The sequence below is a fragment of the Cupriavidus sp. 05N40 genome (assembly GCF_056397305.1).
Genome location: NZ_JBFTND010000057.1, coordinates 1 through 26,679, shown reverse-complemented (window position 1 = coordinate 26,679; position 26,679 = coordinate 1). Strand labels below are relative to the sequence as shown.

The 26,679-nt window shown below is 69.3% G+C and carries 25 protein-coding genes and 1 tRNA gene; 22 read left to right on the top strand and 4 right to left on the bottom strand.

The window, feature by feature from the left end; genetic code table 11:
* Positions 1-78: 78 nt before the first annotated feature.
* The 14 genes from fdhE to AC1DO7_RS15580 all read left to right on the top strand — a co-directional run bounded on the left by fdhE (position 79) and on the right by AC1DO7_RS15580 (position 13,855).
* On the top strand, positions 79-1,047 hold the full coding sequence (gene fdhE / locus AC1DO7_RS15645; RefSeq protein ID WP_441614596.1) for a formate dehydrogenase accessory protein FdhE: 969 nt from the start codon (positions 79-81) through the stop codon (positions 1,045-1,047).
* On the top strand, positions 1,044-2,495 hold the full coding sequence (gene selA / locus AC1DO7_RS15640; RefSeq protein WP_441614598.1) for an L-seryl-tRNA(Sec) selenium transferase: 1,452 nt from the start codon (positions 1,044-1,046) through the stop codon (positions 2,493-2,495). The genes fdhE and selA overlap by 4 nt, the downstream gene beginning before the upstream one ends.
* On the top strand, positions 2,492-4,447 hold the full coding sequence (gene selB, locus AC1DO7_RS15635; RefSeq protein ID WP_477116301.1) for a selenocysteine-specific translation elongation factor: 1,956 nt from the start codon (positions 2,492-2,494) through the stop codon (positions 4,445-4,447). The genes selA and selB overlap by 4 nt, the downstream gene beginning before the upstream one ends.
* Positions 4,426-4,521 (top strand) — tRNA-Sec (locus AC1DO7_RS15630). Before selB ends, AC1DO7_RS15630 begins: the two co-directional genes overlap by 22 nt.
* Before the next feature lie 340 nt (positions 4,522-4,861).
* Positions 4,862-5,107, top strand: a complete 246-nt coding sequence (locus AC1DO7_RS15625; RefSeq protein ID WP_441614602.1) for a hypothetical protein — start codon at positions 4,862-4,864, stop codon at positions 5,105-5,107.
* A 634-nt stretch (positions 5,108-5,741) separates the two neighbouring features.
* Positions 5,742-6,863 carry a transglutaminase-like domain-containing protein gene (locus AC1DO7_RS15620; RefSeq protein WP_441614604.1) on the top strand — a complete coding sequence of 374 codons (1,122 nt, stop codon included), beginning with the start codon at positions 5,742-5,744 and terminating at the stop codon, positions 6,861-6,863.
* Between the two features lie 8 nt (positions 6,864-6,871).
* Positions 6,872-7,945, top strand: a complete 1,074-nt coding sequence (gene selD / locus AC1DO7_RS15615; RefSeq protein ID WP_441614606.1) for a selenide, water dikinase SelD — start codon at positions 6,872-6,874, stop codon at positions 7,943-7,945.
* Between the two features lie 310 nt (positions 7,946-8,255).
* Positions 8,256-9,650: a selenium-binding protein SBP56-related protein gene (locus AC1DO7_RS15610; protein ID WP_441614608.1), complete on the top strand. Its 1,395-nt coding sequence runs from the start codon at positions 8,256-8,258 to the stop codon at positions 9,648-9,650.
* 15 nt (positions 9,651-9,665) lie between these two features.
* Positions 9,666-10,340, top strand: a complete 675-nt coding sequence (locus tag AC1DO7_RS15605; protein ID WP_441614610.1) for a hypothetical protein — start codon at positions 9,666-9,668, stop codon at positions 10,338-10,340.
* Between the two features lie 343 nt (positions 10,341-10,683).
* Positions 10,684-11,025 (top strand): FKBP-type peptidyl-prolyl cis-trans isomerase, encoded by a 342-nt coding sequence (locus AC1DO7_RS15600; RefSeq protein WP_441614612.1) that lies wholly within the window; start codon positions 10,684-10,686, stop codon positions 11,023-11,025.
* A 120-nt stretch (positions 11,026-11,145) separates the two neighbouring features.
* A complete protein-coding gene (locus AC1DO7_RS15595; RefSeq protein WP_441614614.1) occupies positions 11,146-12,804 on the top strand; it encodes an FAD-dependent oxidoreductase in 1,659 nt (552 codons plus the stop codon).
* On the top strand, positions 12,801-13,169 hold the full coding sequence (locus tag AC1DO7_RS15590) for a 4Fe-4S binding protein (protein WP_441614616.1): 369 nt from the start codon (positions 12,801-12,803) through the stop codon (positions 13,167-13,169). Before AC1DO7_RS15595 ends, AC1DO7_RS15590 begins: the two co-directional genes overlap by 4 nt.
* Positions 13,166-13,300 carry a hypothetical protein gene (locus tag AC1DO7_RS15585; RefSeq protein ID WP_441614618.1) on the top strand — a complete coding sequence of 45 codons (135 nt, stop codon included), beginning with the start codon at positions 13,166-13,168 and terminating at the stop codon, positions 13,298-13,300. The genes AC1DO7_RS15590 and AC1DO7_RS15585 overlap by 4 nt, the downstream gene beginning before the upstream one ends.
* 237 nt (positions 13,301-13,537) lie before the next feature.
* A complete protein-coding gene (locus AC1DO7_RS15580) occupies positions 13,538-13,855 on the top strand; it encodes a hypothetical protein (protein ID WP_441614620.1) in 318 nt (105 codons plus the stop codon).
* A 78-nt stretch (positions 13,856-13,933) separates the two neighbouring features.
* Here the strand turns inward: AC1DO7_RS15580 and AC1DO7_RS15575 are convergent, their stop codons facing one another.
* Positions 13,934-14,884: a LysR family transcriptional regulator gene (locus AC1DO7_RS15575; protein WP_441614622.1), complete on the bottom strand. Its 951-nt coding sequence runs from the start codon at positions 14,882-14,884 to the stop codon at positions 13,934-13,936.
* Between the two features lie 122 nt (positions 14,885-15,006).
* Between AC1DO7_RS15575 and AC1DO7_RS15570 the strand changes: the two genes are divergently transcribed.
* From AC1DO7_RS15570 to AC1DO7_RS15560, 3 genes are all read left to right on the top strand, one after another.
* Positions 15,007-16,836: a gamma-glutamyltransferase family protein gene (locus AC1DO7_RS15570; protein WP_477116300.1), complete on the top strand. Its 1,830-nt coding sequence runs from the start codon at positions 15,007-15,009 to the stop codon at positions 16,834-16,836.
* A gap of 212 nt (positions 16,837-17,048) precedes the next feature.
* Positions 17,049-18,029 carry a Bug family tripartite tricarboxylate transporter substrate binding protein gene (locus tag AC1DO7_RS15565; RefSeq protein WP_441614626.1) on the top strand — a complete coding sequence of 327 codons (981 nt, stop codon included), beginning with the start codon at positions 17,049-17,051 and terminating at the stop codon, positions 18,027-18,029.
* Positions 18,030-18,033: 4 nt separating this feature from the next.
* Positions 18,034-18,561, top strand: a complete 528-nt coding sequence (locus tag AC1DO7_RS15560) for a GAF domain-containing protein (RefSeq protein ID WP_441614628.1) — start codon at positions 18,034-18,036, stop codon at positions 18,559-18,561.
* 208 nt (positions 18,562-18,769) lie between these two features.
* Here AC1DO7_RS15560 and AC1DO7_RS15555 read toward each other — a convergent pair whose 3' ends face one another.
* Entirely contained in the window at positions 18,770-19,723 is a 954-nt protein-coding gene (locus AC1DO7_RS15555) for a LysR family transcriptional regulator (protein WP_441614630.1), read from the bottom strand.
* A gap of 135 nt (positions 19,724-19,858) precedes the next feature.
* On the opposite strand from AC1DO7_RS15555, the gene AC1DO7_RS15550 reads away from it, so the two are divergent.
* From AC1DO7_RS15550 to AC1DO7_RS15530, 5 genes are all read left to right on the top strand, one after another.
* Positions 19,859-20,752, top strand: coding sequence for a TauD/TfdA dioxygenase family protein (locus tag AC1DO7_RS15550; protein WP_441614632.1), 894 nt, complete (start codon positions 19,859-19,861; stop codon positions 20,750-20,752).
* A gap of 2 nt (positions 20,753-20,754) precedes the next feature.
* Positions 20,755-21,876, top strand: coding sequence for a mandelate racemase/muconate lactonizing enzyme family protein (locus AC1DO7_RS15545; protein ID WP_477116299.1), 1,122 nt, complete (start codon positions 20,755-20,757; stop codon positions 21,874-21,876).
* Between the two features lie 131 nt (positions 21,877-22,007).
* Positions 22,008-22,985, top strand: coding sequence for a Bug family tripartite tricarboxylate transporter substrate binding protein (locus tag AC1DO7_RS15540; protein WP_441614636.1), 978 nt, complete (start codon positions 22,008-22,010; stop codon positions 22,983-22,985).
* Positions 22,986-22,988: 3 nt separating this feature from the next.
* Positions 22,989-23,582: a chromate transporter gene (locus tag AC1DO7_RS15535; RefSeq protein WP_441614638.1), complete on the top strand. Its 594-nt coding sequence runs from the start codon at positions 22,989-22,991 to the stop codon at positions 23,580-23,582.
* A complete protein-coding gene (locus AC1DO7_RS15530) occupies positions 23,579-24,163 on the top strand; it encodes a chromate transporter (protein ID WP_441614640.1) in 585 nt (194 codons plus the stop codon). Before AC1DO7_RS15535 ends, AC1DO7_RS15530 begins: the two co-directional genes overlap by 4 nt.
* Before the next feature lie 135 nt (positions 24,164-24,298).
* Here the strand turns inward: AC1DO7_RS15530 and AC1DO7_RS15525 are convergent, their stop codons facing one another.
* Both AC1DO7_RS15525 and AC1DO7_RS15520 read right to left on the bottom strand, forming a co-directional pair.
* On the bottom strand, positions 24,299-25,444 hold the full coding sequence (locus tag AC1DO7_RS15525; protein ID WP_441614642.1) for a porin: 1,146 nt from the start codon (positions 25,442-25,444) through the stop codon (positions 24,299-24,301).
* A 195-nt stretch (positions 25,445-25,639) separates the two neighbouring features.
* Positions 25,640-26,632, bottom strand: a complete 993-nt coding sequence (locus tag AC1DO7_RS15520) for a tripartite tricarboxylate transporter substrate binding protein (protein WP_441614644.1) — start codon at positions 26,630-26,632, stop codon at positions 25,640-25,642.
* Positions 26,633-26,679: the final 47 nt, after the last annotated feature.

Sequence of the window (26,679 nt, the reverse complement as noted above, 5' to 3'; positions counted from 1 at the left end):
CGTCCGGATGCTGCCGCCCGCACCGCCGGCGCTTCCGGCGTCCCCTCGGGGACGCGGTTTCACGGACGCGGGACAACCATGGTGCAGCGCATTCTCCAACCCCACGAAATCGAAGCGCTCGATCACGTCGCGCTGGCGCGCCTGCGCCTGCCGCAGCGCACCGGCACCTTCGGCGCGCGCGCGCAACGCCTGCGCCAGCTGGCCGCAGGCAATCCGATCGGCGCCTACCTTGGCCTGATGGCCATCGTGGCCGATGCCCAGGAAGCCATCGCGCGCACCCTGGAAGTACCGCCGCCCGACACGCACGCCATCGCCCTGGCACACGAGCACCGCATGCCGCCGCTGGCGGCCGCGGGCGGCCAGGGCCAGCACGCATGGCACGCCGCGCTGGCGGCGCTGGCCGGCACGCTGCGCCAGTCGCCCGGCCTGCCCGCACCCGTGATGGCGACGCTGGCGCGGCTGGAGGCCCTGCCCCCRCTCGAGCTGGATGTACAGGCCCAGGCGCTGCTCAGCGGGCGCGACGCGGAAGCGGACCTCGCCATGGCGCCGTTCCTGATGGCGGCGCTCCAGGTCGGCTGGACCTGCAAGGCCAGCCAGCTCGCCGAGGCCGACGTGCCGGCGCTCGACGTGCACACCGTCTGCCCGGTCTGCGGCACGCTCCCCGTTGCCAGCATCGTGCGCATCGGCGGGCGCTACCAGGGCCTGCGCTACCTGCATTGTGCGCTGTGCGCCACCGAATGGCATATGGTGCGCATCAAGTGCAGCCATTGCGAATCCACCGAAGGCATCGCCTATCATGTCGCCGAAAGCAGTGGCGCTGGCGAAGGCGGCGAAGGTGGCAAAAAGAACGACGGCCTGCACGCCGTCAAGGCCGAGTCCTGCGAGCACTGCCAGACCTACCGCAAGATCTGCTACATGGAGAAGGACGCGCAGGTCGAACCGGTCGCGGACGATCTCGCCACGCTGGCGCTGGACGTGTTGATGGGCGAAGCCGGCTACGCGCGCGCCAGCGGCAACCCCATGCTGTGGCAGGGAGCGGAGTCTTGAGCGCACTGGACGACGGCGCGCCCGCCCTTGCCGGCCCGGCGGACATCCCCTCGGTCGACCGCCTGCTCGGCGGCCCCGAACTGCAGACCTTGCTGGCCAGCCACGGCCGCACCCAGGTCACGGCCGCGCTGCGCAGGCTGCTCGACGGCCACCGCGCGCAGGCCATCGCCGGCAGGCTCGCCATGGACGCCGTGGCCCCCGGGGCCCTGGCCGACGCCCTGGCCGCGGCACTGGCCCGCGCCGGCGAGCCGCGCCTGCGCGCCGTGTTCAACCTCACCGGCACCGTGCTGCATACCAACCTCGGCCGCGCCCTGCTGCCCGACAGCGCCGTGCAGGCGGTAGCGCGCGCGCTGACCGCGCCCGCCAACCTGGAGTTCGACCTGGCCACCGGCGCGCGCGGCGACCGCGACGACCTCATCGAAGACCTGCTGTGCGAGCTGACCGGCGCCGAAGCCGCGACGGTGGTCAACAACAACGCCGCGGCCGTGCTGCTGATGCTCAACGCACTGGCGCAGCGCCGCGAGGTGGTGGTGTCGCGCGGCGAACTGGTCGAGATCGGCGGCGCCTTCCGCATCCCGGACATCATGCAGCGCGCCGGCGCGCGCCTGGTCGAAGTCGGCACCACCAACCGCACGCACCCGCACGACTACGCCGATGCCATCGGCCCGCGCACCGCGCTGCTGATGAAAGTCCATTGCAGCAACTACCAGGTGACCGGCTTTACCCGCAGCGTGGCGGTAGCCGAGGTGGCAGCGCTGGCCGCCCCGCACGGCCTGCCGGTGGTGGTGGACCTCGGCAGCGGCACCCTGGTCGACCTGACCCGCTGGGGCTTGCCGGCCGAGACCACGGTACGCGAGACCATCGAAGCCGGCGCCAGCCTGGTGACCTTCAGCGGCGACAAGCTGCTCGGCGGACCGCAGGCGGGCCTGATCGTCGGGCGCGCCGACCTGATCCGCAGGATCAAGAAGAACCCGCTCAAGCGCGCGCTGCGCGTGGGCAAGCTCACGCTGGCCGCGCTCGAGCCGGTGCTGCGGCTCTACCGCGCGCCGGAACTGCTGGCCGACAGCCTGCCCACCCTGCGCCTGCTCACGCGCAGCGCGCCCAGCCTGCACGCGCAGGCGCTGCGCCTGTGCCCGCTGCTGCAGCCGGCGCTGGGCGACGCGTTCCTGGTCTCGGACGCGCCGATGTTCAGCCAGGTCGGCAGCGGCGCGCAGCCCGGCAGCCAGTTGCCCAGCCACGGCCTGGCCATCGCGCCCGTCGCAACCGCGGCGGGCGGGCGGCGCGCCGGCGCGGGACGGCAGCTACAGCGGCTCGAAGCCGCGCTGCGCGAACTGCCCCGGCCAGTCATCGGCCGTATCGCCGGGCAGGCCCTGTGGCTGGACCTGCGTTGCCTCGAGCAAGCCGACGAGCCCGCCTTCACCGCCCAGTGGCAGGCGCTGCGCCTATGATCGTCGGCACCGCCGGACACATCGACCACGGCAAGACCACGCTGGTGCGTGCACTGACCGGTGTCGACACCGACCGCCTCAAGGAAGAGAAGGAGCGCGGCATTTCCATCGCGCTGGGCTACGCCTACACGCCGCTGCCCAACGGCGACGTGCTCGGCTATGTCGACGTGCCCGGGCACGAACGGCTGATCCACACCATGGCGGCCGGCGCCAGCGGCATCGACCTGGCGCTGCTGGTGATCGCCGCCGACGACGGCGTGATGCCGCAAACGCGCGAGCACGCGGCCATCGTCGAGCGGCTTGGCATCGCGCGCGCCGCGGTGGCGCTGACCAAAGCCGACCGCGTCGGCCAGGCGCGCCAGGCCGAGGTGCGCCGCGAGATCGAGGCACTGCTGGCCGGCACGCCATTCGCGCAGGCGCCGGTGTTCGCGCTCGACGCCACGCGCGCCGACGATGCCGGCGTATCGGCCCTGCGCGCCTATCTGCACGAGATCGCGCAGCAATTGCCGCCGCGCGGCACCGACGGCCTGTTCCGGCTGGCGGTGGACCGCGTCTTCACCTTGCCGGGCCACGGCACGGTCGTCACCGGCACGGTCCTCGGCGGCCGGGTCCATGCCGGCGACACGATGCGCCTGGCGCCCTCGGGCAAGCCGGTGCGCGTGCGCGGCATCCATGCGCAGCAGCGCCCGGCCGACACCGGCCTTGCCGGACAGCGCTGCGCGCTGAACCTGGCCGGCATCGACAAGGAAGCGGTCAGCCGCGGCGACTGGGTAGCGGATCCGGCGCTGGTCGCGCCCTCGGCCCGCATCGATGTCTCGCTCACCTTGCTGCCCCAGGCAGAGCTTCGCCTGACGCACTGGACCCCGCTACACGTTCACCTCGGCACCCTGCACCAGCTGGCCAACATCGTGCTGCTCAGCACCGAGGCCCTGGAGCCCGGGGGCACGGCGCTGGCCCAGCTGGTGTTCGGCGCCCCGGTATGYGCCCTGCCCGGCGACCGCTTCATCGTGCGCAATGCGCAGGCGACCCTGACCGTTGGCGGCGGCCGCGTGCTCGACCCCTTCGCGCCCGAGCGCCGGCGCCGCACCGACCGGCGCATCGCCTGGCTGCAGGCGCTGCAGCAGATGACCGAAGGCGCCGGCCTCGCCCCCCTGCTGATGCAGGCCACGCACGGCATCGCCGCGGCGCGGCTGGCCTGCCTGAGCGGCAGCGGCCCGGCCGGCTGGCGGCTGCCGGACGACGCGCTGGTCGTGCCCGCGCCCGGCCATGCCGATGCCTGCGTCATCCTCGCCGCGCACTGGCAGGCGCTGCAGCGCACCGTGCTCGACACGCTGGCGGCATTCCATGCGCGCATGCCGGACGAGCCGGGGCTCGATGCCGGCTCGCTGCGGCGCGTGGCCTTTGYCGGTGCGCCGGCGCTGCCGCATGCCGCCTGGGCGGCGCTGCTCGACACGCTGCTGGAGCGCGGCGAGCTGCGCCGCAACGGCGCCTGGCTGCAGCTGCCATCGCACCTGGCCACGCTGTCCGAGGACGATCTCGCCCTGGCGCTGCGCGTCGTGCCGATGCTGGCGGCCGGCCGATACGATCCGCCGTGGGTGCGCGAGCTTGGCACCGCGCTGAACGTGCCCGAGGAACGCATCCGCGGCCTGTTGCGCRGGATGGCGCGCCAGGGCACGGTGCACCAGGTGGTGCATGACCTGTTCTACGACAACACGCAGGTGCGCGAACTGGCCGCGCTGCTGGCGGCCCTGGTCGCGCAGCACGGCAGCGTGGACGCGATCCGCTTCCGCGACGCCACCGCCCTGGGCCGCAAGCGCGCCATCCAGGTTCTGGAGTTCTTCGATCGCGTCGGATACACTCGTCGCGTCGGAAACGCGCGCGTGCTGCGCCCCGACAGTGAATGGCAGCCGTCGGGTGTTGCCAGCTGCGAGGAAGGCATGCGTATCCGGTGATGCGGCCGGGCTTCAAACCCGGTTGGGGGCGTTAGCCGTTCCCAGGTAGGTTCGACTCCTGCTGCTTTCCGCCATAAGGTTTCCGGGTTTTTGCGGGCATATCGACAAGCGAAGACTTGAAAGGGAGGCGTGTTTTTTTGCCTTCCCCATGCAGATCGTCGAGATTGGATGACTCACAACTGCGGCGGGCGGCGCTAGAACCCCCCGCTCTATCGGAAGGTGCCCCCACCAATTTCCAGCCGGGATCTCATCCGGCGCGTCAGGTCGGAGAGAATGAGGCCGCACCGGGATCACTGTATATCCATACAGTAAACTCAACTATACCCCCACGGCCTCGGATGACCCATACACTGTATATTCATACAGGTCAGGGGCTGCATTCCGCGGCACCCACCTCCGCCCGGAGTTGCCGCCATGCCCGATACTCTCGCCGTCAAGTACATCATCGTGCCGTACCGCAAGGGCAAGAGCGACGCACTCCTGCCTGGTGAGATCCGCCAGGCATCGAGCGAGGTCAGCGCTATCCGTATTGCCAACGCCATGGCATCAAGCTTCGCCGGCGTCGCGGCCTATGAGGTATTGGTGGACGAGGAAACCGGCGAGATGAATTCGCCCCGAATCCTGGTGCAGGAGGGGAACGTCCCCACCCTCGGCGAATGAAACCTGTCGGCCTTGCCGACAGCTTGCGCCAGGTCGGGAAACTGCCGCATGGGTGCGCCCCGGGCGCGGAGGGCAAAGGCAGCCGAGTAGCGACCCATGCAGGCAGGACGGACAATTGGCAGTTGCCAGCGGAGGTCCGCTCTCGGCCAAGGAACAGTCCTTCGACAATCACGTCAGGAGCATCGACAATCTGCATGCTCTCCCTGAACGTGAAGTTTGGGGGCTCGCTAGCGATGCGTGGAGTTGGCAGTTCTGCGTTGCCTTGGCGCATCCATTTGGCGCTGGGCCGCTCCTGGAATCGCTCAGCTCGCTTGTGGTAAGAGCCGACCGGCTCACGACTGGTGGAGGTCGCTTGCCGGGCCAGGAAGAGACATTCGCTGGTGGAACTTCGGATTTAGCGGCGAACTCCTCCGCCCACCGAAACAGCGGCGTGCACGGCTTAGGCCGAGCTGGCCTATGCTTACTCTTACTATTCTGCTTACTCCTCTCCCTACTCCTCGCCCGCTTTTCATTTGCTGTGCCGCAGCATGCGTGCGCATCATGTTGTGCTCCCCGCTTGTGCCGCGCCGGCCTACTATGCATTGGGCAGGCATATTGCCGCGCATTGCCCTGGCTTTGAGTGGGAGGAGTGCAAATGGACCGTCGTTCTTTCCTGAAAGCGGGCGCGGCCGCGCCCGTCCTTGCGAGCACAGCCGGCCTGGCCCGCGCCGGCGCGCAAGGCGCCGAGGCGCTGCCCGCGGCCGAAGGCTGGCGCATCTATGAAGTGACCACCGAGGTCACGCTGCCCGCGGCCGCGGCGCCGGCCAGCGTGTGGGTGCCGATGACCGCCGCGCGCATCGATGACTACCAGCGAACCTTGTCCACCACCTGGAGTGCCCCTGGCGCCATGGCCCGGGATACCCTCGCGCCCGGCTACGACGCGCGCATGCTGGCGCTGCGCTGGCCCGGCCCGGACGCCGTCGAGGGCAAGCCGCTGCATGCCACGCTGACCAATGTGGTGGCCCTGCGCGACCGCAAGACCGACCTTGGCCAGCCGCCTTCGGCGCGCGCGCCGCGCGAATCGGCCGCCACCCTGCGCGAATACCTCCGGCCCACGCGGCTGCTGCCCACCGACGGCATCGTCAAGGCCACCGCGCTGCAGATCACGGCCGGCGCGCCGGACGACATGACGCGCGCCCGCGCGCTCTACGAATGGGTGATCGACCACACCTGCCGCGAAGCCAGCGTGCGCGGCTGCGGCGTGGGCGACGTGCAGGCCATGCTGCGCACCGGCGGCATCATGAACGGCAAGTGCGCGGACATCAACGGCCTGTTCGTGGCGCTGGCGCGCGCCTCCGGCATACCGGCGCGCGATGCCTACGGCGTGCGCGTGGACACCTCCGCCTACGGCTTCAAGGCCATGGGCAAGGCCGGCGACATCTCCAAGGCGCAGCATTGCCGGGCCGAGTTCTACAACGCCGGCTACGGCTGGGTGCCGGTAGACCCCGCCGATGTGCGCAAGGTCGCGCTCGAGGAGGCGCCCGGCGGGCTGCCGATGACGCACTGGAAGGTGCGCTCGGCGCGCGCGATGCTGTTCGGCGCGTGGGAAATGAACTGGGTGGCCTACAACCACGGCCATGACGTGGCGCTGCCTGGCAGCAAGGAGGCCCCGGTTCCGTTCCTGATGTACCCGAACGGCGAGAGCGTCGCCGGCACGCTGGACAGCGTCGATCCCGCTGCGTTCGGCTACCGCATCGCTTCACGACGGATTGCATAGGGAGACTCATGACGCAAGAGACGATGCCCAAACGGCCGGCCAGCACGGCGATCAAGCTGACGGCCTTTTCCCACGGCGGCGGGTGCGGCTGCAAGATCGCGCCCGCCGTTCTCTCCGAGATCCTGAAGAACGCGCGGGGCTTGCCGGCCCCGCCCGCCCTGATGGTGGGCATAGAGACCAGCGACGACGCCGCCGTCTACAAGCTCAACGACACCCAGGCGCTGATCGCCACCACGGATTTCTTCATGCCCGTGGTGGACGACCCCTACGACTTCGGCCGCATTGCCGCGGCCAACGCCATCTCGGATGTCTACGCCATGGGCGGCACGCCGATCATGGCGCTGGCGCTGGTCGGCATGCCGGTGGACAAGCTGCCGCCCGAGGTCATCGGCACCATCCTGGCCGGCGGCGAATCGATCTGCGCGCAGGCGGGCATCCCCATTGCGGGTGGCCATACCATCGATGCGGTCGAGCCGATCTACGGCCTGGTCGTGATGGGCCTGGTGCATCCCGACCACGTCAAGCGCAATTGCGGCGCGCGGCCCGGCGATGTGCTTGTGCTCGGCAAACCGCTCGGCGTGGGCATCATGTCGGCCGCCATCAAGAAGGAAAGACTGGATGCGCACGGCTACCGCGAATTGATCGCCAGCACCACGCGACTCAATACCCCGGGCCGCCTGCTGGCCGGCATGGCGGGCGTGCATGCGCTCACCGACGTGACGGGCTTCGGCCTGCTCGGGCATCTGCTGGAAGTCTGCCGCGGCAGCGGCGTGGGCGCGCGCCTGGCGATGGAGCGGATCCCGCTGCTGCCCGGGGTGGCCGCGCTGGCCGCGGACGGCGTGATCACCGGCGCATCGGGGCGCAACTGGGCCAGCTACGGCGGCGAGGTGACACTGCTGCCGCAGATCGGCGCCGCGCAGAAGGCCCTGCTCACCGATCCGCAGACCAGCGGCGGCTTGCTGGTCGCGTGCGATCCGGCCACGGTGGACGACGTTCTTGCGCTCTTCCGCGACGAGGGCTTCCAGCACGCCGCCGTGATCGGCGAGACCACCGGCGGACCGGCCCGCGTGACCGTGGCGTAGTGGCATGGTCGCGTAGCGGCGCGCGGCTACCGCGGCCGCAAACCGTCGAACGGGTCCTGCAAGCGTTGCCGGGTCGCGGCTTTGCCGGGCACGCGCGGATGGCATGCACCTCCGTGTGTGGCAGGCCGAAACTGCCGCCGGGCGTATGGCACAGCTTGTGGTGCAGCGCTTCGCTTTGGACCGGCGCGTTCGGGTTGCGCCCCGATGTGTCCTATAGTTCAAATCCCGCCCCTGTCCAGCCGGTCAAGCGCACGCGCGCGGCATGCGGGGCCAGGCGGGGATATACGGCATAGGCACAAGGAGGCGCATCATGGCAACCTGGAAGCCCGACCCCAGCTTTTACCCGTCGCCCCGCCTCGCAGCGAAGGCGCCGCCCGAATCACTCGCCTATGTGGCGATGTTCGATCCCACGCGCAGCCAGCCCGACGGCATCGCGGTGGTGGATACGGACCCGGCCTCGCCGTCCTACGCCACCATCGTCGGGCAGGTGACCATGCCGAATGCCGGCGACGAACTGCATCACTTCGGCTGGAACGCCTGTTCCTCCTGCCTCTGCCCGAACGCGCCGCACCCGCATATGGAACGGCGCTACCTGGTGGTGCCTGGCCTGCGCTCCTCGCGCGTGTACATCATCGACACCAGGCCCGATCCGCTGCGGCCCGCCATCGCCAAGGTGATCGAGCCGGGCGAACTGGCCGAGCGCACCGGCTATTCGCGCCCGCACACAGTGCACTGTGGCCCCGGCGGCATCTTCCTGACGGCACTCGGCAATGGCGAAGGCAAGGGGCCGGGCGGCATCATGCTGCTGGACCAGCAGAGTTTCGACCCCCTCGGGCAATGGGAAGTGGAGCGCGGCCCGCAGCAGTTCGCCTACGACGGCTGGTGGCATCTCGGCTACGACACGCTGGTCACCAGCGAATGGGGCACGCCGGACATGATCGAAGACGGCCTGGTGCCCGAGATCCTGCTCGGCTCGCGCTACGGGCGCCGCCTGCATTTCTGGGATCTCAACAAGCGCAAGCATCTGCAGGAGATCGATTTTGGCGAGGAGTACCAGCTGGTGTTCGAGCTGCGTCCCGCGCACAACCCCACCAAGGCCTACGGCTTCGTCAACTGCGTGATCAGCCTCAAGGACCTGTCCTCGTCGATCTGGACCTGGTACCGCGACGGCGACAAATGGGCCGTGCGCAAGATCATCGATATCCCGGCCGAGCCCGCCGACCCCGACCTGCTGCCGCCCATCCTCAAGGGCTTCAAGGCGGTGCCGCCGCTGGTGAGCGACATCGACCTGTCAATGGACGACCGCTTCCTCTACGTCTCGTGCTGGGGCACCGGCGACCTGCTGCAGTACGACGTCTCCGACCCGTTCGCGCCGAAGCAGACCGGACGCGTGCGCATCGGCGGCATCGTCTCGCGCGCCACGCATCCGGGCGCCGGTGGCGCCGCGCTCAACGGCGGCCCGCAGATGGTGGAGATCAGCCGCGACGGCCGCCGCGTCTATTTCACCAACTCGCTGTACGGCGCGGTGGATGCGCAGTTCTACCCGGAAGGCATCGACGGCTGGATGGTCAAGCTCGATGCCGCGCCCGACGGCGGCATCGCGTTCGATCCGCGCTTCTTCCTGCGCTGGCCGGCGGGCCACCGGCCGCACCAGGTGCGGCTGGAGGGCGGCGACTGCTCGTCGGACTCGTACTGCTATCCATAACGGCCCGGAGCCGCCATGTTCACCGGTGCGGCCATCGCGCCGCAGACGCATCTCGCCGCGCAATGGGCCGCGCTGTGGCCGCTCTGGTGGCCGTGGCTCGCGGTCGCCGCGCTAGGGCTGTTCCACGGCATCAATCCCGCCATGGGCTGGCTGTTCGCGGTCGCGCTCGGGCTCCATCGCGGGCGCCGCAAGGTGGTGCTGCTGGCGCTGCTGCCGATCGCGCTCGGCCATGCGCTGGCGGTCGCGCTGGTACTGGCCGCCACGCTGACCCTGGGCAGCCTGCTGGACCCGGCCTGGCTGGCGCGCGCCGGCGGCGCGGTGCTGGTCGGCTGGGCCGCGTGGCACGCGCTGCGCGGGCACCGCCGGCACCCGCGCGTGGGCATGCAGGCCGGCATGGCCGGGCTGGCACTGTGGTCGTTCCTGATGGCGGGCGCGCACGGCGCGGGACTGATGCTGGTGCCGGTGATGCTGCCGCTGTGCGGCGCCGCCACCGCCACGGGCGGCGCGCTGGTGCCCGCGCTGCTGGCGCTGGGCCTGCATACGCTGGCCATGCTGCTAGCCATCGGCACCGTGGCGCTGCTGGTGTACGACCGCGTTGGCGTGGCCTTCCTGCGTACCGGCTGGATCAACCTGGACAAGGTCTGGACGGCGGCATTGGTCGGCTGCGGCACGATATTGCTGCTGGCATGAGCGAGCAGGGCGCCCGGCTCGCCCAGAGCAATCCGCCGGTATCCGCCGGGTAGCCTGCCGCGGCGTACTGCCGTGCCTTCGCTTCGCAGTACGAGCGCAGGGTCCGGCAGGAACCACATGCAGATGGCCTGCATATGGTCCGGCCTGAGGTTGCGCTCGCAATGCTTGCCGCCCGAGCCGGCGGAGAACACGTAGTAGTATCGGCCCCCTCATGACGCAACACATCCTTTCGTGGAAACCGCCGTTCCGCGCCACGCTGGGCGCGGCAGCGGCCTTCGCCGCATAGCGCACGCACCGGCGCATCGAAAGGGCACGACAAGGCAAGACAAGGCAAGACAACGCAATGAGCACCGAACTGAAGATCGAAGACATCGAAGCCGGCACCGGCAAGGCCGTGGTCAAGGGCGCCCTGATCACCACCCAGTACACCGGCTACCTCGAAGACGGCACCAAGTTCGATTCCTCGCACGACCGCGGCAAGCCGTTCCAGTGCGTGATCGGCACCGGCCGCGTCATCAAGGGCTGGGACATCGGGCTGATGGGCATGAAGACCGGCGGCAGGCGCAGGCTGTTCGTCCCGGCGCACCTCGCCTACGGCGAGCGGCAGGTGGGCGAACATATCAGGCCGAATTCGAACCTGGTGTTCGAGATCGAGCTGCTGGAGGTGTTGACGCGGGATGACTGACCGTCGCGGCGGACCTGCCTCCCGCGACAACCGCATAAGGTTCTCACCAATCCTTCGTTGTGCGCGCGGCGCGCCGTGGCTACTGTCCTCCGGTACACCACGATCCGGAGGAACCGTCGCATGCCATCCAGAGAGCGCGAACAGCGCGCCGATATCCATTCGCTCGAAGCCGATGTCCTGGTGATCGGCGGTGGGCCCGCCGGCACCTGGGCAGCGATTGCCGCGGCCGAACGCGGCGCGCGCGTGGTGCTGGCCGACAAGGGATACTGCGGCGCATCGGGCGCCACCGCCGCGGCCGGCACGGCGATCTGGCATGTCGCGCCCGAACCCGCGGCGCGTGCGGCGGCCAGGGCCAGCCGCTACACGCTGGGCGGCGAGCTGGCGGAGCCGGCGTGGATGGACCGCGTGCTGGACCGCACCTGGACCGGACTGGAACGCCTTGCCGAATGGGGCTATCCCTTCCCGCGCGACGAGAACGGGCAAAGCCGGCGCAATTCGCTGCAGGGGCCCGAGTACATGCGCCTGATGCGCAAGCGCGTCAAGGCGGCGGGCGGCCGCCTCCTGGACCATAGCCCCGCGCTGGAACTGCTGGTCGACGCCGGCGGCAGGGTGCGCGGCGCGCGCGGCCTGCACCGGCAGCCACGCGAGGGGCAGGCCGCGCAATGGCGCGTGCACGCCGGCGCGGTGGTGATCGCCACCGGTGGCTGCGCGTTCCTCAGCCGCGCGCTGGGGTGCAACGTGCTGACCGGCGAAGGCCACCTGATGGCCGTGGAAGCCGGCGCCGAATTGTCGGGCATGGAATTCTCCAACGCGTACGGGCTCGGGCCCGCCTTCTCCTCGGTGACCAAATCGCTGTTCTACCAGTGGGCCACCTTCTACGACGCGCAGGGCCAGGAACTCGAAGGCGCGGGCTCGGCGCATGGGCGCGGCGTGATCGCGCGCGCCTTGCAGACGCAGGCCGTGCACGCACGGCTCGACCGCGCCGACGCCAAGGTGCGGGCGTGGATGCGCAGCGCGCAGCCGAACTTCTTCCTGCCGTTCGACCGGCTCGGCATCGATCCCTTTACCCAGCGCTTCCCGGTCACGCTGAGGCTGGAAGGCACGGTGCGCGGCACCGGTGGCCTGCGCATTGCCGACGCGCAATGCGCCACCAGCGTGCCCGGCCTCTACGCCGCCGGCGACGCCGCCACGCGCGAACTGATCTGCGGCGGCTTCACCGGCGGCGGTAGCCACAACGCGGCATGGGCAATGTCGTCCGGCTGGTGGGCCGGCCAAGGTGCGGCTGCGTTCGCGCAAGACGCGCCCGCGGCTGCGGGCGAACCCTTGCGCGGTGCCGGCGCCGGCGACGGCGCACAGGTCCTGCCCGCCGGGCCCGCTCCCGGCCCCGATCCGCAGGTACTGGTCGCCGCCGTGCAGGCCGAGGTCTTTCCCTATGCGCGCAACTGGTTCCGCCACGGCGAGACCCTGGCCGATTCGCTCACGCGGCTCGATGCGCTCTGGCATCAGTGGGGCCAGCGCGCGCCGCAACGCGACGGCGAACGGGCGCTGCGCACGCGCGAAGCCACCGCCATGCTGGCCACCGCGCGCTGGATGTACCGCAGCGCGCTGGCTCGCACGGAGACGCGCGGCATGCACCGGCGCACCGATCATCCCGGGCTCGATGCGAGCCAGCGCTATCGCCTGGTCAGCGGCGGCCTGGACGCGGTGTGGACCACGCGCGAAGCCGTGCGCGACGAGCCCGGTGGCGGGACGGAGTCCGGGTGGAGAGCCGCGGCATGATCGAACTGCTGAACAGCGCGCGCTGCACTGGCTGCAATATCTGCGTGCGCGTGTGCCCCACCAATGTCTTCGCCATCGTCCCCGGCAACGTACCGTCGATCGCGCGGCAGCATGACTGCCAGACCTGCTTCATGTGCGAGCTGTACTGCCCCGAGGATGCGCTCTATGTGGCGCCCCTGGCGGATGCATGCCAGCCGGCGGACCACACCGCGGCGGCGCCGCCGCACCACGCCGGCAGCTATCGCGCGGCAGTTGGCTGGGGCAAGGGGCGAGAGCCGACCGCCGCGCAGGACGGCAGCCACGCGCTGCTCGGCCTGGCCCGTCCAGCCCCGCGCGCAGCCGGCGCCCGCCGGGGAACGCCATGATGGACCTGATCGACTGGATCACCGCCATTGCCACCGCCGTGCTGGTCTACGCGGCGCTGCGGCACCCGCTCTATCCGCCGCGCCTTGGCAAGGAAAAGGACGCGGCGGGCCGTGACGATGCCGGCCGTTGATGCCAGTCGTTGATGCCAGTCGTTGATGCCGCTCGTTGATGCCGTATCCCCTGAAAACCCATATTCAAAAATTCTGAACAATAAATCCTGATAAGTGCGCTCTTAGGCCTGGATGACTCCCCTATAGTTCGTGACATGGACAGCACGCAAACAAGCAAAAACACTGCGGCAGCGTCCTGGCAGATGCAAACGAACAATCAACGAAATTCAACGAATTTTCAGATACTGGAGCCCATCATGACCAAGACCTTCGCCCTCAAGCTCGCTTCCACCCTCGTGCTGTCGTTCGCCGCCTTCGCCGCCACCGGCAACGCCCACGCCGCTTCCGCCCGCGATCTCCAAGCCGGCGACAAGTACGGCTACGATTTCCGCACGCACGACGCCTTCACCGATGGCGCCCGCAGCGGCAAGCTCGATCCGTTCACCGAAGGCGCCCGCATCGCCGGCCTGGACCGCAGCGGCGTCTCGGCCGCGCCGGCACGCAGCTTCGACCCGTACACCGAAGGCGCCCGCAGCGGCAAGGTCGATGTCTTCACCGAAGGCGCCAAGGCCTGAAGCGCGCCGCAGGCTTCTCCCGCTGCGCACGCGGCGCCGGTTGATCCCGGCGCCGTTTTTCCGTCCGCGGCCCGCGGCCTATCCCCTTGCCGGGACGGCCAGTTGGAGCGCACGCACCAGCGCCAGCAGCGGCTCGCTCTGCCCGCTGCGGCGCAGCCACATCGCGCCCACCGCGGGCAGGTCCCAGGTCAGGTTGTGCGGCAGCACCGCAGCGCTGCCGGTGGCCGCCAGTTCGGCCGCGACGGCACGCGGCACGATGGTGATGGCACGCGGCTGGGTGCGCAGCAGCGTGGCAATAGTCTTGATCGAATAGGTCTCCACCATCGGCGTGGGCGGCACCGCGCCGGCGGTCGCGAACAGCGTATTGATGGTTCGCCGGATCGGCGTGTGCCCGGGCGGCAGGATCCAGTCCAGCGCAGCCAGGCGCTGCCAGTCCAGCTTGCCGCGCGCCAGGCGCGCCGCGGCCGCCACCGGCACCACCAGCGCCGGCTCCTCCCGGTACAGCGGCGCCTGCACGATATCGTCGCCGGGCGCGTAGAAGGAGCGCGCGATCACGCAGTCCAGCTCGTGCGCGCGCAGCGCCGCCACCAGTTCGTCCGTGGTGCCTTCGCGTACCAGCACTGCCGCGCGCGGCTGCTGCTGCAGGCCATGCGAGCAGGCCGCGTCGAGCACCACCGGCGCCACATAGGGAATCACGCCAATGCGCAGCCGCCCGTGCAGGCCGGCGCCGATCACGGCCAGCTCGCGCCCCAGCGCCTCGGTGTCCGCCATCGCCAGCCGCGCGTGCGCCAGCACCGCCGCGCCGGTATCGGTGGGCTCCAGGCCGCGCCGCGAACGCACGAACAGCGGCACCATGAAGATCTCCTCGATCTCGCGCAGCGCCTTGGTCACGGCGGGCTGGGACAGATCCATCTCCGCCGCCACGCGCGAAACCGAGCGCTGCCGGTCCAGCGCCAGCAGCAGCGCGAGATGCTTGAGGCGCAGGCGCGAGATCAGGTTGTGCTGGAGCTGGTCGGCGGCGGTCGGCATGGCGGGTCCTCCATATATAACCAATCTTTCATACAACAATAATTAATCGGCTGCAATTGGTTATCCGGGACTTCTATACTTGCCGGGTATCACCCCCTTCGCCACCTCGTCTCGGAGCCCCCATGTTCACCACCCGCCCGGAAATCGTCGGTACCTTCGGCGTCGCCTCGTCCACCCACTGGCTGGCGTCGCAGACCGCCATGAGTGTGCTCGAGCGCGGCGGCAACGCCTTCGATGCGGCCGTGGCGGGCGGCTTCGTGCTGCAGGTGGTGGAGCCTCATCTCAACGGACCCGGCGGCGAGGTGCCCATCCTGCTGTGGAGCGAACGCGAACGCGCGGTGCGCTCGATCTGCGGGCAGGGCCCCGCCCCGGCACTGGCCGATCCCGCCGCGCTGCGCGCCATGGGACTGGACCTGGTGCCCGGCATCGGCCTGCTGCCCGCCACCGTGCCCGGCGCCTTCGGTGCCTGGCTCACCATGCTGCGCGACTACGGCACCTGGCCGCTGGCCGACGTACTGGCGCCGGCCATCGCCTATGCACGCGACGGCTTTCCGCTGGTGCCGCGCATCTCGCAAGCCATCCTCGCGGTGCGCGAGCTGTTCCAGCAGGAATGGCACAGCTCGGCCGAGGTATGGCTGCCGGACGGCCGCGTGCCGCGCCCGGGCAGCCTGCATGCCACGCCCGGCGTGGCGCGCACCTATACGCGCATCCTGGAGACGGCGGCGGCCGCCGGCGGCACGCGCGAGCAGCAGATCGACGCCGCCATGGCATGCTGGTACCGGGGCTTCGTGGCCAGGGAAATCGACGCGTTCTGCCGCACGCAGGCCGTGCGCGACACCACCGGCGAGCGTCACAAGGGCCTGCTGCGCCTTGACGACATGGCGGACTGGACGCCGGAGGTGGAAGCGCCGGCCACGCTGGATTTCGGCCGCTACACGGTGGCCAAGTGCGGCATCTGGAGCCAGGGCCCGGCCTTCCTGCAGCAACTTGGCATGCTGCGCCACGCGGACCTGGCGGCGCATGCCCCCACCTCGCCGGAATTCGTGCACCGCATTGCCGAGGCCGCCAAGCTGGCCATGGCCGACCGCCTGGCGTGGTATGGCGATCCGCGCTTCGGCGCTGCGCCCCTGCCCGGCCTGCTGGACGCCGGCTATCTCGCGGCGCGCGCGCGGCTGATCGGCCAGCAGGCCTCGCCCGACATCCGCCCCGGCACGGTCGACGGCACCGCGCCGCGCCTGCCCGATCTCGGCGCGGCCGAGCGCACGCTGCGCGACGCCGACGTGCGCTTTGGCGTTGGCGAGCCCACCTTCGCGGCAATGCCACCCGTGACGGAATGGGCCGAGCGCGAGATCTTCGTCGGCGATACCTGCCATATCGACGTGATCGACCGCCACGGCAATATGGTCGCGGCCACGCCGTCGGGCGGCTGGCTGTCGTCGAGCCCGGTGATTCCGGCGCTCGGCTTCGCGCTCAACACGCGCCTGCAGATGACCTGGCTCGAGCCGGGCCTGCCCAACACGCTGGCGCCCGGCAAGCGCCCCTGCACCACGCTGTCGCCCTCGCTGGCGCTGCGCGACGGCGAGCCCTACATGGTGTTCGGCACGCCGGGCGGCGACCAGCAGGACCAGTGGTCGGTCGCCTTCTTCCTGCGCCACGCCGTGCACGGCATGAACCTGCAGGAAGCCATCGACTCGCCGGCCTGGCATATCGATCATTTCCCCGGGTCCTTCTGGCCGCGCTCGGTGGTGCTCAACCGCCTGAGCGTGGAGTCGCGCCTGCCCGACGACACCATTGCCGAGCTGCGCGCGCGCGGCCACGAAGTGAAGGTGGGCGAGCCCTGGTCGGAAGGCCGCATGTCGGCCTGCACGCGCGAGCGCGATGCGCAGGGACGGCYGGTCCTGCGCGCCGGCGCCAATGCGCGCGGGATGCAGGGGTATGCGGTGGGACGGTGAGCGGGGTTGTTCCCGGTCGCACGGCATCACCGGAACACAGCCACAACTACTGCACCAGCGACACCAGATGCATCGGCTGCATCAACTGCATCAGCTGCATCAGTTGCATCCGTTGCACCAGCCACACCAGCCACATCGAATCAGTTCGAACCAGATCGAATCAAAGGCGGACCGCCCCGCGCGGCCCGCATCGCCATCGGAGAGAGAAAGACATGAAAGCCGTCCTCAAGCGCTGCCTGCTGGGCCTTGCCACCTTCTCGCTGTTCTGCGCCGCAACCGGCGCCGCGGCGGCGGATGCCTATCCCGCCAAGCCCATCACGCTGATCGTGCCGTGGGCCGCGGGCGGCTCCACCGATATCCTGGCGCGCGTGCTGTCCGAGCACCTGACGCGCTCGCTGGGCCAGCCGGTGATCGTGGACAACAAGCCGGGCGCCTCGGGCAATATCGGCTCGGCCATGGTGGCGCGCGCCAAACCCGACGGCTACACGCTGCTGGTCGGCTCCATGAGCACGCATGCGATGAACCCCGCGCTGATGCCCAATATGCCCTTCCGCGGCGTGGAGGACTTCACGCCGCTGGGCCTGCTGGCCTACGTCACCAACACCATGGTGATCCATCCCTCGGTGCCGGCGCACAACGTCAAGGAACTGATCGCGTATGCGCGCGCCAATCCCGGCAAGCTGGCCTATGCCAGCGCCGGCCCCGGCTCCACCAACCACCTGAGCGCGGTGCTGTTCGAGAAGATGGCCGGTGTGCAGATGCTGCATGTCCCGTACAAGGGCGGCGCGCCGGCGGTGGTCGACACGGTGGCCGGGCAGACCCAGCTGCTGTTCTCCGCCGGCACGCAGACGCTGCCGCACGTGAAGGCCGGCAAGCTGCGCCTGATCGCCGTCACCGAGAGCAAGCGCTCGCCGCTGCTGCCCAATGTGCCGACCGTGGCGGAAACCGTGCCCGGCTATGAGCTGTCGGTCTGGTACGGCGCCTTCGGTCCCGCCGGCATGCCGCCTGCGCTGGTGGCGCGCCTGAACCAGGAAATCAACCGGATCATGTCGATGCCCGAGGTGAAGGAGAAGATGAACGCCATCGGCGTGGAAACCGCCACCTCCACGCCGCAGCAGTTCGGCACCATCCTGCATCGCGATGCGGACCGCTACGGCAAACTGATCCGCGAACTGGGCATCAAGGGAGAGTGATACCGTGAACGGATACAACCCCGATGCAGCAGCCTGCGTGACGCTGCCTGCCGACCTGCTCGCTACGCTATGCGATGCGCTGGCTCGCGCCCCCGCGCCCGCGGCCGCCTTCGACGCGCTCGGCAGCGCCACCGCCGCGCTGCTCGGCCCCGGCCTGCTCACCATCAACGCCTGGCGGCGCGCGAGCGCGGAGATCGAGCGGCTCTGGTCTTCTGACACCGGCGCCTATCCGGTCGGCGGCCGCAAATACAAGGCCGATACGCCATGGACCATCCGGGTGCTGCACCAGGGCCAGGTCTTCGTGGGCGAAGGCGACACCGCGCTGGCCGCCGTGTTCGACGACATCGCGGTCATCCGCGGGCTGGGCCTCTCCGCCGTGGTGAATGTCCCGGTCTGCGAGCACGGGCAGTGTGTCGGCACCTTCAATTTCCTCGCCGCGCGCAATGCATGGACCGGCAGCGAGATCGCCACCTTGCGCATGCTGGCGCAGATGGCGGTGCCGGCGGTGCTGGCGGCGAGCCGCACGGCATAGCTGATGGCCGGGGCGCCGCCTGGCGCCCCGGCAAGTCCGCGGAGACGGTTTTCTCCACCGCCACGCCGCCACGGCGGCCGACTTGACCGCGCACGCCGGCGCGATCCTGCGCAAGCCGGCGCCCGACCGCCCCCCGCGCGAACCGGTGATCCTGCGTGTCGGCGCCCCTTCGGTTGGTGACGTCTCGCCGGGCCGCAGCCAGCCGGCATCATTCGCGCGAGCGCGCGGTCTGGTGAATCATCTGGCGAAAGCCGCTGAGCAAGGGATCGTCGTTGGCCATGCGGTTGAAGGCGAGCATCACCGGGTTCGCCGGAAGGGGCCGCCGCAGCTTGACGATGCGCAGCAGCCCGAACGCCACATGGCTGCGCGCAACGGATTCCGGCGCGATCGAAACCAGGCTGGTGCCTGCGACCAGGGCCAGGTTTGACTCGAAGGAACGCGTTTCGATGACCGGCCTGATCTTGGCCAGGCCGTGCTCGTTCCAGAACGCATCGAAGGTCGCCCGCGAGCTGGTCTCGGCTTCGGGCAAAGCCCAGCCCTGGCCAGCCAGGCGAGACAGGGCAATCGGGCCCGCCGGAATGGTGGGATGGCCGGCCGCGCAGATGATCACCGTGCGCTCCTGGTACAGGCGCTCCACCACCAGGTCATCGCCCTCCTCGCCGTCGCGCGCGATGCTGCGCAGGATGGCGAAATCCAGGCTGCCCGCCGCTATCTGGTCGAACAACATCTTCGAGCTGCCCTCGACCACGCGGAATTGGTAAGGCGTGCCGGCGGCCTGCGCCGACGCATCGGCCGGCACCGCCGGATAGAGCCGGGCGAGCAGTCCGGGCATCAGGGTATGCATTGCGCGCGGAATGCAGCCGAGCTGAATCGGCCGCCGCAGCGACTCGGCGGTGGCGTCGTTCAGGCGCTCGATCGCGCGCAGCACGAATCTCGCCTGGGACAGCACCGCCTTGCCCTGCTCGGTCGGCAGGCTGCCATGACTGGAGCGCTCGAACAGGCGGGCGCCCAGCAGGCTTTCCGCTTCGGCAAGCAGGCGCGACAGCACGGGCTGCGGCATGCCGAGCTCACGCGCGGCGCGATGCACGGAATGGCTGTCGCCGACAGCGACGAGGGCTTCGATATGGCGGCGCTGCAACGGCTTGCTGGCTGGTGAAGTCATGGCGCGGGCAGGAATCGGCATCGGCGTGGGGGATACTAGATCCGTATAACTTGATGCGCAATCTATATCATTTACGCTATCGGGTACCAGGTCTATATTGGGGGCACTCCAATTCACCACGGAAGGGCAGCCACCATGACACGCATCTCCGTTACGCCGCTCGGGCCAAGCCTCGGCGCTGATGTCAGCGGCATCGACCTCGGCCGGCCGGTCGGCGACGATATCCTGGCCGAGCTTCGCCAGGCCTGGGCCACGCACCTCGTGCTGCGCTTTCGCGGCCAGGCGCTGTCGGATCCGGAGTTGCTGGGCTTCAGCCGGCTGTTCGGCGAACTCGATCCGCCGGGCCCCAATCCCTACGGCAAGCCTTTCCTCAGCGAATTCCCCGAGATCAATGTGATCTCCAATGTGAAGGTCGATGGCATGCCCATCGGCAACCTGGGCGACGGCGAAGCGGTGTGGCATTGCGACATGACCTATGTCGAGCGGCCGCCGCGCGCCGCGCTGCTGCATGCGCTCGAGATTCCGCCCGGCGGTGGCGACACCTACTGGTCCAATATGTACCTCGCCTACGAGACCCTGCCTGGCGACATGAAGGCGCTGGTCAAGGGCCGCCGCGCCATTCACGATGCCACGTACAATAGCGCCGGCATGATGCGCAAGGGCATGAAGGAGGTGACCGATCCGCGCGAAGCGCCCGGGGCGCACCATCCCCTTGTGATCGTGCATCCCGACACCGGGCGCCCGGCGCTTTTCCTCGGCCGCCGCCGCAATAGCTATGTGACGGGCATGGACCTCGCCGAAAGCAATGCCCTGCTCGATGCGCTATGGGAGCACGCCACCCGGCCCGAATTCACCTTCCGCCAGGAATGGCAACTGCACGACCTGATCCTCTGGGACAACCGCTGCACGCTGCATCGCCGCGACGCATTTGACCCGAATGCCTCCCGCATCATGCACCGCACCCAGATCAAGGGCCCTGCCATCGAAGCCTTCGAGCCGGCCGCGGCCGGCATGGCGCTGGAGTCGTGAACATGGATGGCTTGCACCTTCCCATTCGCCGCGTCGAGGTGTTCGGCGTGGCCGTGCCGCTGGTCGGCCCGGGCTTTCGCAATGCCTATGTGACCAAGACCGTGCAGAAAAGCGCACTGGTACGCCTCACCGCGGAAGACGGCTCGATCGGACTGGGCAATATCGATCCCTCGCCCGGCTATTCGGTGGAGACCATCGAACAGTCGCTGCTGGCGATCCGCGACCAGCTCGCGCCGCTGGTACAGGGCGCCGACGCCGGCAATCCGCACCAGGTAATGCAGCGCATGAACGCCGGACGCGCCGGCTACCTCGACGCCAAGGCGGCGATCGAGATGGCCTGCGTCGACATGCTGGCGCGCCGGCTCGATATCCCGGTGCACCAGTATCTGGGCGGCGCCGTGGTGGACACGGTGCGCTTCAATGCGTGGATTGGCATTGTCCCGCCCGACGAGGCGGCCGCGGAGGCCCGCAAATGGTTCGACCGCGGGTTCCGCTCGGCCAAGATCAAGGTCGGCGGAGGCATCGAGGCCGACCGCGACCGCCTGACGGCGGTGCGCGAAGCGGTTGGACCCTCCATGGCCTTGCGTGCCGATGCGAATGCCGGATACAGCGTCGAGGAGGCGATTGCGCTGGGGCGCCTGCTGGAGCCGATCGGCCTGCAACTGCTGGAACAGCCGGTGGCAGAAGACGATCTCGCCGGCATGGCAAAGGTGAGGCAGGCCATCGGCATCCCCGTGATGGCCGACGAATCGATCACCGACCACGCCAGCCTGATCGCGGTGATCCGCGCCAATTGCGCCGATATCGTCAAGCTCAAGGTGATGAAGCAAGGCGGCTTCCTTACCTGCAGGCGCATGCTGGAAACCGCCAGCGCGGCCGGCATGAAGGTGGTCATCGGGCACGGCTTCGGGCTGGGCGTCAACACCGCGGCGGAAATCATGCTGGCATGCACCAGCGCCGACGTGCTCGAGGGGCTGGAATGCGTCGGCCCGCTCAAGACTTCCGACGATATCGTGACCCACAAGCTCGACATCAGCAGTGGCGCGGCCRCCGTTCCGGCCGGCCGCGGGCTCGGCGTCGAACTCGACGAGGAGAAGGTGGCACGCTATCGATTCGCCTTCTAGGTTCGAGGTTCGAGGTTCGCGGTTCGCGGTTCGCGTCCCGGTGCGGTCGACAGGCTCCGGGACCGGGCGCGCGCGTAGTTGCGGCACAGAGCAGAAAAAAACCACGGCAAACGTGGTACCAGGAGACAAGCATGTCGATTCGGAAGTTTTCTGTTCTTTGCGCGGGCATGTCGCTGGTTGCCGCCACCGCGGCCGTGCCGGCCCGCGCGGCCGACTGGCCGGCCAAGCCGGTCACCATCCTGGCGCCCTTCGCCGCGGGCGGTACCGTCGACCTGGTGGCGCGCGTGCTGGCGGTGAAACTGGGCCGCGAACTCGGCCAGCCCTTTGTCGTCGACAACCGCGGAGGCGCGGGCGGCACCATCGCCACGGCGATGCTGGCGCGCGCGGCACCCGACGGCTATACCGTGATGATCCACCACATGGGACTGGTATTCAGCGATTCGCTCTATAGCCATCTCCCCTATGACACCAGGCGCGACATCCTGCCGGTGGCCTATATCGGCGCCACGCCGAACGTCCTGGTGGTGACCAAGACCCTGCCGGTCAAGACCATGGACGATTTCCTGGCGCTGGCCAAAGCCAGGCCGGGCTCGATCAACTATGGCTCCGGCGGCATCGGCAGCGCCGGCCACCTGCCCATGGCGGTGCTCGGCATGATGACCGGCGTGAAGCTCCAGCACGTACCCTACAAGGGTTCCGGCCCCGCGCTGACCGAACTCGTCTCGGGCCAGATCCAGTCCATGCTGCTGACGATTCCGGCCGTGATGCCCTTCATCGCGTCCGACATGGTCCGCCCGATCGCCACCTCGGGCAAGAAGCGTTCGCCGGCATTGCCCAACCTGCCGACCATGGAGGAAGCGGGCATCAAGGGTTTCGAGTACGCGCCCTGGTATGGCTTCTTCGCGCCCGCCGGCACGCCGCCGGCGGTGGTGCAGAAGCTGCACGAGGCGGTCGGCAAGGTCCTGCGCGACCCTGAGGTGGTGGCGAAACTCAGCCGCGAAGGGATCGAGGTGGAAGCCATGTCGCGCGAGCGGTTCGCCGGCATCGTCGAGGCCGACACGCAGCGCTGGGGCAAGACCATCAGGCAGCTTGGCATCAAGGCCCAATAAGGTATGCCGGCGATGCGTGCGAATCATCCGGAAAGCGGCAACGACCGCCGCGAGCCCCGCTCTCCCACCGACCTGTTCGTGACGTTCACGCTGCTGGGCCTGCAAGGGTTCGGCGGCGTGCTGGCGGTGGTGCAGCAGGAACTGGTGGAGCGCAAGCGCTGGCTCACGCGCGAGGAGTTCGTCGAAGACTGGGCGGTGGCGCAGATCATGCCCGGCCCCAACGTGGTCAATATGGCGCTGATGATCGGCGGCCGCTCGTTCGGCCTGGCCGGCGCGCTGGCCGCATCCACAGGCCTGCTGGCGCTGCCGCTGGTGCTGGTGGTCCTGCTCGAGTTGCTGCATGCCCGCTTTGCCGACCACGCCGGCGTGGCCGGCGCATTGCGCGGAACCGGGGCCGTGGCCGCAGGGCTGTTCGCGGCCACCGGGCTCAGGCTGCTGAGCGCATTGCGCGCCAATCCGCTGGGCCGCCCGCTCGCCATCGCGCTGGGCGCCGCCTGCTTCGGCGCCGTGGCGCTGCTACGCTGGCCGCTCTTCTACGTGCTTGCCGGCCTGGGCACCGCCGCCTGCCTGCTCTGCTACCGGAAGCTCAAGCCGTGAGCGGCGTACCGGTGCTGGCGCTGGGATGGGGCGACTGGCTCAACCTGTTTTACCACTACCTCTCGCTATCCTTGCTGTCGATCGGCGGCGCCATCACCACGGCGCCCGACATGCACCGTTACCTGGTAGATCAGCAGCACTGGCTCAGCGAATCCCAGTTCAATGCATCGGTGACGATCGCCCAGGCGGCACCGGGACCCAATGTGCTGTTCATCGCCCTGCTCGGATGGAATATCGGCATGAACGCTGGCGGCGTCCCCACCGCCCTGCTGGGCGTGGCACTGACCATGTCCGGCATCCTGCTGCCCAGTTCTGCCCTGGCCTACCTCGCCGCCCAATGGGGTCACCGCAACCGCGGCTTGCGCTGCGTGCAGGCGTTCCGGCAGGGCATGGCGCCGATCGTGGTGGCGCTGCTGATCGCGACGGCGTGGACACTGGCCAGCGTCCACGCCGACGCGCCCGGCGACTGGCGCCTGTGGCTCGTGACAGTGCTCACCGCCCTGATCATCTGGCGCTTCCGGCTGCACCTGCTGTGGCTGCTCGCCGCCGGCGCCGCGCTTGGCTGGTTCGGGCTGGTTTGACTCATCGCCGCACCTGGGCGGGAACGCCACCCGGCCATCGCGGGAGCCAGAAGCCGCGCGAATTGCTCGACGGCCCGGATGAATCGCTACCGGGCATCCGTGGCGTGGCAACCCGCGAGGGGGGAGAGTTCGCGGCTAGAACTTGTGGCGAATGCCCGCTACCGCGCCGAACTGGCTCATGCCTGGCCCGATGCTGGTCTGCGGCCCGTTGAGCCCCACCCGCGAGCCGTCCTTGTTTTTCACGTAACCCACCGTCAGGTAGGCATCGGTGCGCCGGGAGAACGCGTAGTCGAGGTTGCCCACCAGGCTCCAGGGGTCCTGGCCGGAGCGACGGTCGTCCGTCACATAGGCGGAGGTGCTCAGCGTGAGCGCCGGCGTGAGGGCATAGCTTGCGCCAAGCCAGAACAGGTTGTTGCGCCGCGCGGGCACCGTCGCGGTCGCGCCGATGTCGCCGCTCAACCAGCGGTAGCCGGCGAACAGCTTCGCCTTGGCCAGCGTGAGGTTCGCGGCGAGAGCGATGCGCCGGTCCCGCTGGGCGGGGCTCTGGCCGGCGATCCCGGCCGTGCCCTGCTGCTGGTCGTAGATCAGCGCGGCCGCCGCGTTGCCGGCGTCGTATTCCAGCGCGCCGCTGAAAGCGCGGTCGCTCCTGGCATCGCCCGGGGTCTCGCCGGCGATGGTGCCCGTCGCGCCGCTTCCCACCGTTGTGCCGCGCGCGAAGGAATACATCGCGCTGGCGCTGAGTCCGCCGAACTTCGCCACATACTTGGCCGCATTGTCGTAGCGGCCGGCAAGCGAGGTATCCATCAGGAACGCGGAGTAGCGCGGCGCGATGGCCATGGCGTCGTAGTTGATCAGGATGTCGTAAAGCAGGTTGTTCTGGTGGCCCGCGGTGAGTCGTCCGTACGGCGTGGCAAGGCCGGTGAATGCCTGCCGCCCGAACAGCCGGCCAGCCTGGCCCAAGGTGCCTGCGTCGATGTCGAAGCCACTCTCGAGCACGAACAACGCACTGACTCCGCTGCCCAGATCCTCCGTTCCGCGCATGCCCCAGCGCGACCCGGATAGGTTGCCCGAAGCCATGCGCGTCAATGCGTGCCCGCTGGCGTCGGCATGGCTGAGGTACTCCACGCCGACATCGGCCACGCCATAGAGCACAAGGCTCGATTGCGCCCAGGCAGGCGCACAGGCGGCCGCAAGCAGGCCGATGGCAGCACGTGCTAGCCGGGCATGCATGGCGCGCTCCGTGGCGGATTCGAAGCGGGTCGTTGCCGTTTTCGCTGACATTGCTCTCATGGATTGTTCTGTTCGTGTTGCTTGCCTCCCTCATGCCGCGCCTGCCCCCGGCCCGGCGCGTGCGAACACGTGCCAGGCCTGGGCGCAAGCGGGCACACGGGGCCGGCGGCGTCCGTGACTGGAGGGGAATGACTACGGAATGGAACTGGGGCTGGCTCCCGGCGCGGACCGGTTGCCTGCGCCGGGTCAGTCGACCCGGAGGCCGATCTGCGCGGCGAGCTTCTTCCAGCGTTCGATGTCGCTGGCGACGACCTTCTGGAACTCGGCGGGGGTGCTGTTTGCGGTGGCAAAGCCGAGTTGGGCGAGATTGGCCTTGATCTCCGGCTTGGCGACGGCGCGGGCGATGGCCTGGTTCAGCTTCTGCACGATCTCCGGCGGCGTATTCGCCGGGGCGAGGATGCCGAACCACTGATCGACATCGTAGCCGGCGACGCCCAGTTCGCTGACCGATGGCACTTCGGGCAAGAGCGGCGAGCGGCTGCGGGAAGTCACGGCCAGCGCGCGCAGCTTATGGCTCTTCAGGTACGGCACGGTATTGGCCAGCGTATTGATACTGATGTCGGCCTGCCCTCCCAGCACATCGGCAAGCGCCGGCGCGCAACCCTTGTACGGGATGTGCAGCATATCGACCTTGGCGGAGATCTTCAGCAACTCACCCGCCAGGTGCTGCGGCGTGCCGTTGCCGCAGGACGCATAGCTGGGAGGCCGGGCCGAGCGCGCGGCGCTCAGCAGGTCGCCGAACGTCTGGATCTTCGAGCCGACCGGCACGGCGATCACGGACGGCACCGAGGCCATGGAAATCACCGCGCTGAAGTCCTTGCCCGGATCGAACGGAAGATTGCGAAAAACGGCGGGATTGATCGCGAAACTACTGTTGACCGCGAGCAAGGTATAGCCATCGGACGCGCTCTTGGCAACGAACTCCGCGCCGATATTGCCGCTCGCGCCGGGTCGGTTGTCCACCACCACCGGCTGGCCGAGGCTGTGCGCGACCTCGGCCCCGATCACGCGGGCCAGGATGTCGGTTCCCCCGCCAGCCGGGAAGGTCACAACCAGCCGGATCGGCTTCTGGGGAAAATCCTTGGCGATGCTGGCGCTGGCCAGCGCGGGCATGCCGAGCAACGCCGCGCCCAGCAGGGATAGAGAGACGATACTGCGAACCACAGATACAGGGGTCATTGTGAAGCCTCGACAGTTGAAGGAAATGATAGTGCAATGCGCCGGCG